Consider the following 12,091-nt stretch of genomic DNA (forward strand, 5'->3'; position numbering starts at 1 on the left):
AAAAATGTTAATATATATACAAAAGTATATACGATTTCTAGATAAAATTATTCCGTGGGAAATAATTTGAGATTTTGTAAAAATCATAGGAATAGTGGAGGATATTATGAAGCAAAAGTCTCTGGGAAGAGGTATAGTAATTCTTTCTATATCAAGTATTATATTAAAATTGTTATCATCAATATATATGCCGATATTATCATTAATATTAAAAGATGAGGGTATGGCAATATATAATATTGGGTACAACTATTTTGTTTTTCTATTTGCAATAACAAGTTTAGGATTTCAACCTGTAATTACAAAGCTTGTTGTAGAAGAAAAAACAAAGAAGTCTGGTAGAGTTTTTGAAGTACTCAATGAGTCAAAGAGATTTTTGATGATCTTAGGAGCTATAGTAAGTATATTATTTATCATATTATCAAAGTCACTTTCTGTGATTGCTAATAGCAAAGATGTTATAAATGTTATTATTTTTTTAGCGCCAGCAATTTTCTTTGCTGCAGTATTAACTTCCTATAGAGGTTTTTTTCAAGGAGATAATAATATAGATGATCTTGTTATATCTAATATTATTGAACAAGTATTTAATGTAGCAATAAGTTTGATTTTTGCATCATTATTAATAAAAGTTTCTATTTCCTTCGGAAGCGCCGGGGGTACAATCGGTACAACAATCGGGGCTATTGGAGCGATAATGTTTCTTAGATATTCATTAAACAGAAGATACCCAGAGTATAAAAAATCATATGATAATAGGATTTTGAAGAGACTACTTATAACTTCAATACCGTTTGTATTAATAGCAGCGATACAGAATCTATCAAATATAGTAGATACAGTGGCGGTAAAAAATTTAGTTGGTATTGATAGCGATATTAAAATTGCAACATTGGGATATTACTTATCGATAGTAAATATACCATTAGTAATAATAACTTCTTTAGGTGTTGGAATTTATCCCAAAATAATTGAAGGGTATGTAAAAAAGGATAAAGATGAATTAACAGTGCAAACATCATATTGTTATAAGTTAATTTATACAATTACTATACCATCAATATGTGGAATTATGATTTTTGCAAAAGATATATTTAAATTTCTATATGGAAGGAACTTTGGAAGTGAAATATTAATGATAGGCGCCATTGCATTAATATTTATGTCACTTTCTACAATTCAAAATATAATTATTCAAGGGATAAATGAACTTAAGTATATTATATCAGTAGGTATATTATCAATTTTAATAAAGACAGCATTAAATTTAATGCTTATTAGAATTGATAATATAAATGTTATCGGTTCTGTTATTAGTACAATAGTGGCTTTAGCGGTAGTTTCTAATTTAAATCATATTAAACTAGAGAAAGCCTTTGAAGTTAAAATTCCACTTGTTAGGCAAGGTAGAAAAGCATTACTAGCCTCAATAATTATGAGTATATCATTAATTTTGATAAGATATGTATTTTTAAATAATTTTATTGTGAATAACTATACAAGAGTTAATGTAGGAATAATTCTGTTTTTACTTATAATCATTGGTGGAATAATATATTTTGTAGCATTACTTTTTATTGGCGGTATTACTAAGTATGAATTAGATATTGTTTCTATTAAGATATATGAAAAGTTACCAAAGGGTTTAAAAGATAAAGTAGTTATACAGTAAAGGTATGAAGAAAGGTGGTTAAGTTAATGAGAGAGACATCTTCGAAGTACATACTTAAATTAAAAAATATTAGAAAAGAATATGCAAATTTTGTTCTTGATAATGTAGATTTTGAACTAAGGGAGGGTAGTATAACAGGTTTTATAGGTTGTAATGGAGCAGGAAAATCTACAACATTAAACATTATAATGAATCTAATAAAACCAACTAGTGGTGAAATATATTATTATGATCAACTTATTAATGATAATGATAAAATTGACATTGGATATATTGGAGAGACACAAGGTATATATCCAGAATTAAAATTAAAAGAATTAAGTAAATTTGTAAAAAGAACATATAAAGATAATTGGAATAATGAAAGATATGATTTATTTATAAATAAAATTTTTAAACTTGATGAAAATAGAAAGATTAAAGAATTATCTACTGGGATGAGAATTAAGTATTTTATATCTTTAACATTGGCGCATAATCCTAAATTATTAATTTTGGACGAGCCAACAACTGGGTTAGATCCAAGTGCACGTATTGAGCTTTTAGATATATTGAAAGATATTAATAAAAAATATAATACAACTATAATTATATCATCACATATAATAGAGGATATTGAGTCTATTGCAGATGATGTAATCTTTATAGATAAAGGAAAAATTATTATAAAAGAAAAGAAAAATTCATTAATGAATGACTATGTAAAGATTAGTATAAAAGATATAGATAGCGAAGATGATGAATTAGTAAGAGAGAATGGAATTAGATTTAATAAATACTATGTAATAAAGTCTAATTATATAAAGAATTTTAAGAATAAAAGATATGAGAGTATTTCGATAACGGATTTCTTTAAAATAATAAAAAATGAGGAGTTTGATTATGATATCACTAATTAGTAAGGATTTCATGTTGATTAAAAAGTATTTATTATTTACTATTTTATATTTAATTGCTTTTCCGATATTTATATATTTTGATGGAGATAATAAATATTATTTAATTAATTTATTTGTCCCTTTTTTTAGTCAAGCATTTATTATAGGCAAGATGTGTTATATAGAAGATAGTTTAGAGGTAAAAAAATTTATAAAAACATTACCGATTAAATCTAACTTACTAGTAATAGCCAAGTACATAGAAACAATTTTAATACTTTTAGTATGTCAAATATATTGTGTAGTAATTAATATTATTGTATATAAATCAGTAGATATTAGCATTATACTTAAAGCAAATTTAATTATATTTATAGGGATACTTATATATGGAATATTATATTTAACTATCTATTATTTTAAAGGATATTTTTTAGCGCAAAATAGTTTTGTGATATTTTTTGCTTTGATATTTGTAATCGATTCGTTGTTGAAAAAATATGATATTAAAATTGAAAGTTTAATTAATAAAAGTAATAGTATTTTAATAAGTGCGGTATTAGTTGCAGTTGCTGTATTATTTATAGGATACTTTGTATGTATAAAGTTAATGGATAGAGAAAGTTAACTCCTTTGTGATACAGTGAGATTTATTTTATTTAAAATAAAATCCGTCATTGTGGCTTTGTTTTCTCTAAATTGAGTAAGTCTATTTACATTTGCCCCAGAAGGATGGGGAAATCCTTGTAACAATTGATTTGAAGATATTATTTTTTCAGCTTTTAGTTTAATTAGAACCTCTTCAACAGCTCTTCCTAGTGGAATCAATAAGACATTCTCGTGGTTATGTAGGCTTTCTAACTCATCAATGAAGTTTTCATAAACATATTTCATTAAGAAATTATTTTTTATAAGTTTTGGGCTATGACCTGAATAATTTTGTTTATTAATAAATACTGAATAAGGTATTAATGATACAGTATGAAGTAAATAATCTTTGGAAGAAAATAGTTCATTACAACTTACTATATTCAAAGCTTTATTTAACTTAATTTCATCTAACATAGATATAATATTTTTTCTAATAATACCACTGAATCTGCCAGAGTATTTACATTTATATTGAATATCTTTTATATCAGTGCCTAATGATAATTCTTTTCTTGCAGTAGCTATTGATGTACTCATTTGTTGAAAACCTGGAGTTATGCCTATTATAAATATTTTTGCATTGGAGTTTATATATTCATTATGTGATGCATAGTAAATTTCTATTTTATTACTCTTTTCAATTAAAAAATCTTTTGTGATAAGCTCTTCCTTTGTATACTTATCTTTAATTGGTAATTTCATTATTGCATTTTTATAATCATACAATGTCTTTTTCATTAGAATCTCCTAGTTCATATAGTTTGTCATATTTATTATGTTTATTATTAGGCGAATATATTCAATTATTGTCTAATACAATATCAAATACTGATAAGATCAAAAGAAAACTTTTTGCAAAGATATATAGAATAAATATCAATAAATGGAATAAATAGTAAAGAAGTGGTATAATAAATTTGTAATAATTAAATTGGAGGGGATTATATGGGAAAAAGAACAAAAAGATTATTATCACTTATTACTGTATGTTTATCTGTGATGGTGACATTTCAAGGTAATGTAACTTATGCAGCGAAAGATAGTAGCAAATCAATTTTTTATAATAGTGCTAAGGAATATTCAGATGTTAAAGATCTAGATAATATCAATGATGGAGAAATTCCAGAGGTCTATTTAGACGAAGAAGACAGTTGCAAATTCATTGATGGAAATTATACTAATATAAAAGTTGAAAATGAAAATGATGCTATTGAATCTATAAATAGTGTAAAAAAGTTGATGAAAATAGATTACCCAGAAAATGAATTTAAGGTGTTAAAAGTAAATAGTACAGAAGACTTAGTATCATACAAATTGCAACAAGTATATAATGATATTCCTTTGTATGGTAGAGAGATTATAGTAGTTACAGATAAAGAAGGAAATACAACTTCTGTGGGTGGAAATTACTTAGAAGATGTAAATGTAGATACTAATGCTAAGATAGGTAAAGAAGAAGTTAAAAATTATGCTGCTGGGGTATATGGAGATGATGCAAAAGTAAATGATGGAGAGTTAACTATATATTCATTAAATGATTCAGAACCAATATTATGTTGGAAGGTTATGGTTGAAGGTACAAAGGACGGCTCACCTTACGCTTTAAATTCATTTATTGATGCAACTACTGGAGAAGTAATCAATGAAGTATCATTATTGACTAAAGCTGAGCAAGGAAGTGGCAAAGATTTAAAAGGACAAAATAGAACATTTAATATTAATAGGAAAAGTTATTGGTACAATACATATTATCAATTGTTTGATACTACAAGAAATATAAAAATATACAATGCAAATTATGGAAGAATACCAGGCAATATGATGACAAGTAATAGTAAGACATGGAATGATCCTGCGGCTGTATCAGCAATTTGTAATTTAGGTCATGTATATGATTATTATAATAATAAATTAAAAAGAAAATCTTACGATGGAAATGGTGCACAAATCGTAGCAAGTATTCACTATAAGGAAAGTTATTGGAGCAATGGATATGATAATGCATTCTGGACACCTCAATACGAACAATTTGTTTTTGGTGATGGTGATAAAGTATTTACACCTTTAACAGGAGCATTGGATGTTATAGCTCATGAATTCACACATGCTGTGATAGAAAGAACTGCTAATTTACAATATCAAGGTCAATCTGGAGCATTAAATGAAGCTTATGCTGATATATTAGGTAATATAATTGAAGGAAAAAGTGATTTACAATGGCTATTAGGAGAAGACATTATGAAAAATGGGTTACCAGCATTAAGAAATATGTCTAATCCAGAAGCATTAGGACAACCAAGTAAAGTTGGTGGAAGATATTATGTAAATCCAAGTGATATTAATAATGATTACGGTGGGGTACATACAAATAGTGGTATTTTAAATCATGCTGCATATTTAATGTGGGAAAATGGTATAAAAGACAAAGATAAGTTAGCAAAATTATTTTATAACTCTTTATATATTATGAATTCTACTTCCAGTTTTGAAGATTGTAGAATAGCAGTAACTAGTGCAGCAAATAATTTAGGTATGAATTCAAAAGAAAAACAAATTATAAACAATGCTTTTGATCAAGTTGGAATTAGTACAAAGAAATTAAATTAATAATATATATATAGATGTAAAAGGAGGCAATATTATTAGAAGTAAGATTATTGTTGGAGAAGTTATTTTAATTATTATACTTGTTGTTATAAGTTTATTTATCTATAATAAAAATTTTTATATTGAAGAAAAAAAAGAAAAATATAAAGCCTATACTTTTGATGATTTGCAAAGCATAGAGTCTTATAATTTAGATAATTTAAAAGAGTTAAATGGTGGCATAAGTCCTACAATATATTATAATGAAGAGGGATTAGTCAAGGGTATATATGGGAAATATACAGATATGATTATTAATAACGGAAAAGATGCCATTCATTCTTTATATAATATAAAAGATTTATTTGGAATGTATAATCCTGCTAAGGAATTTGTTTTAGATAAAGAAATGAGACAAGAAAATCAAGTGATATATAGATTACAACAAGTATATAACGGATATTTAGTGTATTTAAATCAAATTATTATAACAGTAAATGAAAAAGGAGAAGCTACATCTATATCAGGAAAGTATACGCCTCTATCTAATATTAGTTTTGATAATAAGGTCGATAAAGAAGAAGCAATTGAAATTGCTAAGAAATATTCTGATGAATCTAAAGGAGCAAAGTACACAAGTGAAAAAGTAGTATACATACAAAATGATAATTCTGCTATAACTGCATGGATGATAAGATATAATAATATAAATAATATTACGAAAGAGAAAATTATATTTATTGATGCTGAAAGTGGAAAACTGTTATCAGAAATGCCATTAGTAATAAACTAGAAAGAATTAATATCAGATAAAGAGAGGAAATAGAAAAACCTCTCTTTTGTAGTTTTAAGTTAAGTATAGAATAAGAAGTAATTTTATAGAAACATGTTAGCATCTATATGCGTATATTGATAATGAATTTTTAATTATAGCATATAAAGGAGAGAAAATAATGTTTTTAAAGTCTAGAAGATTTATTTCTAAAGTATTAGTAACTATAACGATGTTATCTATTGGTATTGTAGTGGAATCACCATATAAAGTTTTAGCTGCTAGTGATGCCACAATTAATTTGTCTCAAAGATATCAAACTATTAAAGGATTTGGAGGAATGAATCATCCTTCATGGGCAGGAGATTTAACAGCATCTCAAAGAGAAACAGTATTTGGTAATGGTAATAATCAATTAGGATTTAGCGTTCTAAGAATTCATGTTGATGAAAATAGAAATAATTGGAGTAAGGAATTGGCGACAGCAAAGGCAGATGTTGAAAAAGGTGCAATAGTTTTTGCATCACCATGGAATCCACCAAGTAATATGACAGAAACCTTTAATCGCAATGGTAAACAAGCTAAAAGACTAAGACATGATAAATATGCTGATTATGCAAAACATCTAAATGATTTTGTTAATTATATGAAGAGTAATGGCGTTAATTTATATGCAATTTCTATAGCTAATGAGCCAGATTATGGGCATACTTGGACATGGTGGACAGCTAATGAAGTTCTTAATTTTATGAAAAATAATGCAGGATCGATTAATTGTAAAGTTATTGCACCGGAATCATTTTCGTATAAAAAAGATATGTCAGATCCTATATTAAATGATTCTAGAGCATTAGCAAATTTAGACATCCTTGGCGCACATTTATATGGTACAAGTTATAACAACTTTTCTTATCCACTTTTTCAACAAAAAGGTAGAGGAAAAGAACTTTGGATGACAGAGGTGTATTATCCAAATAGTAATAACAATTCAGCAGATAAGTGGCCTGAGGCATTAGACGTTTCTTATCATATAAATAAATCTATGACAAAGGGATTTCAAACATATGTGTGGTGGTATATTCATAGAAGTTATAGTCCGATGAAGGAAAATGGAACAATAAGTAAACGTGGTTATTGTATGGCGCAATTTTCTAAATTTATTCGTCCTGGGTATACAAGAGTTGGAGCTACTGAAAATCCAAATAATAATGTTACTGTATCAGCATATACTGGAAATGGAAAAGTAGTTGTTGTTGCTATTAATAAAGGTGGTTCAGTTAATCAAAAATTTGTAATTAATAATGGTAGTGTTAAAAGTGTAGAAAGCTATAGAACTTCTGGAAACGAGAACTTAAAAAAGACATCTAATATTAATACAAATGGAAATAACTTCACAGCTAATCTTCCATCAAATAGTGTTACTACATTTGTTTGCTCATTAGGATCAGCAGGCCATGATAATCCAGTGATAATCCAGGTGAAAAAGTAACAATAAAAGATGGATGGTATTATATTAAAAGTGTAAATTCACAAAAATATCTTCAAGTAAAAAATGATACAGGAAAAAATACTGCTAATATTGAAATTGGCACTGGAACAGGAAAGAATGGTCAAAGGTGGTATCTAAGAAATCTTGGAGATGGATATATAACATTGAAAAGTGCATTAGGTGATTTTATGATTGATGTTGCCAATGGTGAAAATAAAGATGGAGCTAATATTCAACTTTATAAGGCATATTCAGGAACTGCACAACAATTTATGGTAAAAACTACTTCTCAAAACAATATATATATTATAGCAACTAAGAGTAGTAATGGTACAAAAGGGTTAGATGTATATGGAAATGGAACAGCAGATGGTACCAATGTATGTCAATGGACTTTAGGTCAGAATAAAAGAAATCAGCAGTGGCAATTTGAAGAGATAAGATAATATAATAGGCTTATAGAGGATTAAGGTTAAAATTTTAATCCTCTATTTTTATGTTAGAATAATATATTACTTATCAATGTTTTCTTTTATAATAGTTAATGCTTTATCAAATACAGTATTTATATCATCATTACCATTTAAAATATAATCACATTTATCTCTAAAATCATAGAAATATTGTAGGTCTTCTAACCTTTCTTTAAGTTCAGCATCTCCTTGTTTTCTATTAAATTTCATTCTTTTTTCTATATTATCTAGGGATACATCAATAAAAATCTGTATAACATGATTTTTATATATGTTTTTTATAGTTTCAGCACCTTTTGGATCCATAACTAAAATTATAGATTTGCCATTAGCAGTTTGAACTTTTACTTCTTCCTTAGTTAGACCATAAAAATTATTATAAACTTCGGTATATTCTATGAATTCATTATTGTTTATTTTAGCAATAAAATCTTTTTTATTGTAAAAATGATAATCTACATGGTTTGTTTCACCGCTTCTTGGAAGTCTTGTAGTGCTAGTAATGCATTTATTAAGAATACCTATTTTTTTCAGCCTGTCTCTATTTTCTTTATTTATTTCTAAATCAATGTTTTCTCCAGAAAGAAAGTTTGCTAGGCTTGTTTTACCACTGGCACTTGGTCCTGTTAATGTAAATATCGTCATCGGGTTACACCTCCTCTATTAAATTATTATACGGGTATATTTAAAGGTGGCAATATATTTTTTAGTATGTGAGTTTATATAGTAAATAAAATTTAAAGGAGTCACAAGAAATAAGTTTTTTACATATAGATCAAATTGACACTTAATATGTAAATTTATATAATAAAATAGAATAAATAGATAATTTTTCAATAAGTGCAAAATAGGGGAAGTGGTTATTATGGCTATTGTTGATGTTGTTAAGTATAATGGGGGAACAGACATATTCGCATGGAAGTATCCTAATGAAGAACTTGGAACATGGACACAATTGATTGTAAATGAATCTCAAGAAGCAATTCTATTTAAAAGTGGAAAAGCATTAGATGTATTTACTAGTGGAAGACATACATTAGATACAGCTAATATACCAATCTTAAGAAAGCTAGTTAATTTACCTTTTGGTGGTAGATCACCGTTTACCGCAGAAGTGTGGTATGTTAATAAAGCTTATGATTTAGATATAAAATGGGGAACTGCATCACCAATTCAATTACAGGATCCAAAATATAATGTATTTTTACCAATAAGGGCATTTGGACAATTTGGAATACAGATAGAAGATTCTAAAAAGTGTATGGTAAAGTTAATTGGTACAATGCCTGTGTTTGACAAGAAAAGTGTCACTAATTATTTTAAAGGATTATATCTTACTAAAGTAAAAGATACCATATCATCATATATAATAAAGAAGCAAATAAGCGTATTGGAGATAAATGCATATCTAGATGAAATATCAGAAACTTTGAAGAGTAAAATGGTAGAGGTTTTAGGGGAGTATGGAATAAGACTTGTTGCCTTTTATGTTAATGATATTAGTGTTCCAGAGGACGATAGTGCAGTTATAAGATTAAAGGATGCTTTATCAAAGAGAGCGGAGATGGATATAATTGGCTACAACTATCAACAAGAAAGGTCTTTCGATACTTTAGAAGGAGCTGCTACTAATCCAAATTCAATACAAGGTAATATCATGGGTGTAGGTATGGGAGTTGGCATGGGTGTTGGTATAGGAGGAACAGTGGAATCTCAATTTGCTGGTCTTATGAACAACATTATGACAGAAGTTAGAAAGAAAAAATGTCCAAATTGTAATTCTGATATTGATAAAGATACTAGATTTTGTGGCAATTGTGGATATGACACAAATACAAAAGTAGAAAATAATGTTGAAATAAGATGTTCCAATTGTGGTGCAAAATTATCACCTGATTTGAAATTTTGTCCAGAGTGTGGGGATAGATATAATAAATGTCCAAATTGCAAAGGAGACATTCCAGAAGGAGCTACAATTTGTCCAATATGCAAAGAGCCAGTACCAAGGAAATGTCCAGGTTGTGGTGCCGATATAATTAATAAAAATGATAAATTTTGTGCAGAATGCGGAATGTCTTTAGTAAAAAAATGTTCCAGTTGTGGTAAGACCATTGAAGGCGATTCTAAGTTTTGCCCGGAATGTGGTAATAAGTTGAAGTAGAAGGAGATACATATGAATAAGTACAAGGAACTAAAAGCTATTTTTCTTATTGGTTTAATCATGATGGTTATAACATGGGTTATTTACTTTTTAGGTTTTATAGGCAGAACTAACATTTTCATTGCTATTTTATCATATTTCTTTGTAATTATATCAGAAATATCTTTATTGGTTACTATAGTAAAAAACAAAAAAGGACTATATGGAATTAGCATAATAACAATATCAAGTTTATATATGATTTTTACAATGGTAGCAGCTTTCTTATTTGTAAAAATTTCAATTATGCCAGTAGGAATATATATATTAATCAATGTTATTGCTATCGGTGTTACTGCAATAATAAATATAGTATTAAACTATTTTCAATATCACCAAGATGTTGTCAATAAAGAAATTTTAAATGCAGAGGCAATTATGATTCAATGTCAAAGTATTATTGAAACGTATCTTAATAGTGATGAGTATGATGATTATAAAAAGCAATTAAATAAAATATATGAGGATATTAAGTATAGTGATATATCTTCAGAATGTGGGTTAGAGTCTACTTTATTAGAAAAGATAGAAAATATTGCAGAAAATAAAGAGGATTTATCAAATTATTTAAGAGAAATATCTTCATTAGTAAAAGAAAGAAATATAAAGATGAAGAATTTAAAAAGAGGAACTATTTAGAAATAATGGGGTGCATAAAATGAATGATAATATAAAGTGGTGGTATTCTTGGCCAGTAATATTTATATCTGCCATAATATTTTGTCCAATTACAATAGTATTAATAATTCTTAGAATTAAAAATGATAAAGGTAAAAATGGTGCTAAAATAGTATCATATATTCTTTTTATTGGTGCTGTAAGTGGAGTAGTAGCTTCCTTAAATGATGAATTCACAAAGGGAGAAGTTACACTTTTGCTAGTGCTTATTATAGTAGGTGGTATATTGAATCAATCAGCTAAAAAAATAAATCCTACTGTTACAAGCAGTAAAAGTAACACGGCTGATAGATATAATAAATATGCAAATATAATTCTTAATGATAAACAATATAGCTTAAGCATTATTGCTAGTATGATGTCACTATCTGAAAAAGAAGTTATGGATGACTTAAGTAATATGCTCAAAAGTGGCTTATTACCAGGATATTATATAAACTACAAAACTAATGAGATTGTCTCACCTGAAAGCAGAAAAAACTTTAATGCAAATCAGGGTAGCGAAGAAAATAGTGATAATAAAGTGGTAACATGTCCTAATTGTGGAGCACCAAATATATTTAAGTATGGTGAATCAGAATGTGAGTATTGTGGATCACCATTGTAATATAAATTTGAAAGGGAAGGTTCAAAGAAATTGAATCCTTCCTTTTTTGTTATGTAAGTTATCTAATAATGAAATGTATTTTATC

General features: G+C 27.2%; 12 protein-coding genes. 10 read left to right on the plus strand and 2 right to left on the minus strand.

The features are described 5' to 3' along the window. The first annotated feature begins 106 nt into the window (after positions 1-106). From KQI30_RS03950 to KQI30_RS03960, 3 genes are read left to right on the plus strand one after another with little or no spacing between them, the layout of a single operon-like run. On the plus strand, positions 107-1,672 hold the full coding sequence (locus KQI30_RS03950) for an oligosaccharide flippase family protein (RefSeq protein WP_216461908.1): 1,566 nt from the start codon (positions 107-109) through the stop codon (positions 1,670-1,672). A gap of 26 nt (positions 1,673-1,698) precedes the next feature. Further along, positions 1,699-2,571: an ATP-binding cassette domain-containing protein gene (locus KQI30_RS03955; RefSeq protein WP_216461910.1), complete on the plus strand. Its 873-nt coding sequence runs from the start codon at positions 1,699-1,701 to the stop codon at positions 2,569-2,571. Further along, entirely contained in the window at positions 2,555-3,178 is a 624-nt protein-coding gene (locus KQI30_RS03960) for an ABC-2 transporter permease (protein WP_216461912.1), read from the plus strand. Before KQI30_RS03955 ends, KQI30_RS03960 begins: the two co-directional genes overlap by 17 nt. Here the strand turns inward: KQI30_RS03960 and KQI30_RS03965 are convergent. Continuing rightward, positions 3,175-3,939, minus strand: coding sequence for a hypothetical protein (locus KQI30_RS03965; protein WP_216461914.1), 765 nt, complete (start codon positions 3,937-3,939; stop codon positions 3,175-3,177). The genes KQI30_RS03960 and KQI30_RS03965 overlap by 4 nt on opposite strands. 207 nt (positions 3,940-4,146) lie before the next feature. On the opposite strand from KQI30_RS03965, the gene KQI30_RS03970 reads away from it, so the two are divergent. The 4 genes from KQI30_RS03970 (at position 4,147) to KQI30_RS17500 (ending at position 8,494) form a co-directional block, all read left to right on the plus strand. Further along, on the plus strand, positions 4,147-5,808 hold the full coding sequence (locus KQI30_RS03970; protein WP_216461915.1) for a M4 family metallopeptidase: 1,662 nt from the start codon (positions 4,147-4,149) through the stop codon (positions 5,806-5,808). A gap of 166 nt (positions 5,809-5,974) precedes the next feature. Then, complete coding sequence (locus tag KQI30_RS03975; RefSeq protein WP_216461917.1) at positions 5,975-6,580, plus strand: PepSY domain-containing protein; 606 nt, start codon at positions 5,975-5,977, stop codon at positions 6,578-6,580. Positions 6,581-6,740: 160 nt separating this feature from the next. Beyond that, complete coding sequence (locus tag KQI30_RS03980; protein WP_216461918.1) at positions 6,741-8,048, plus strand: glucuronoxylanase; 1,308 nt, start codon at positions 6,741-6,743, stop codon at positions 8,046-8,048. Positions 8,049-8,071: 23 nt separating this feature from the next. Next, positions 8,072-8,494 (plus strand): RICIN domain-containing protein, encoded by a 423-nt coding sequence (locus KQI30_RS17500; protein WP_367397831.1) that lies wholly within the window; start codon positions 8,072-8,074, stop codon positions 8,492-8,494. Between the two features lie 66 nt (positions 8,495-8,560). Here the strand turns inward: KQI30_RS17500 and KQI30_RS03990 are convergent, their stop codons facing one another. Continuing rightward, a complete protein-coding gene (locus KQI30_RS03990) occupies positions 8,561-9,166 on the minus strand; it encodes a guanylate kinase (RefSeq protein ID WP_216461919.1) in 606 nt (201 codons plus the stop codon). Between the two features lie 220 nt (positions 9,167-9,386). Between KQI30_RS03990 and KQI30_RS03995 the strand changes: the two genes are divergently transcribed. Genes KQI30_RS03995 through KQI30_RS04005 form a run of 3 tightly spaced genes read left to right on the plus strand, consistent with a single transcriptional unit; the run spans position 9,387 to position 12,006 of the window. After that, positions 9,387-10,682: an SPFH domain-containing protein gene (locus KQI30_RS03995; RefSeq protein WP_216461920.1), complete on the plus strand. Its 1,296-nt coding sequence runs from the start codon at positions 9,387-9,389 to the stop codon at positions 10,680-10,682. Between the two features lie 12 nt (positions 10,683-10,694). Further along, positions 10,695-11,360, plus strand: coding sequence for a hypothetical protein (locus KQI30_RS04000; protein WP_216461922.1), 666 nt, complete (start codon positions 10,695-10,697; stop codon positions 11,358-11,360). A gap of 19 nt (positions 11,361-11,379) precedes the next feature. Continuing rightward, complete coding sequence (locus tag KQI30_RS04005; protein WP_216461923.1) at positions 11,380-12,006, plus strand: zinc ribbon domain-containing protein; 627 nt, start codon at positions 11,380-11,382, stop codon at positions 12,004-12,006. Positions 12,007-12,091 lie beyond the last annotated feature (85 nt).

Source organism: Clostridium bornimense, assembly GCF_018917145.1.
Classification (GTDB): domain Bacteria; phylum Bacillota; class Clostridia; order Clostridiales; family Clostridiaceae; genus Clostridium_AN; species Clostridium_AN bornimense_A.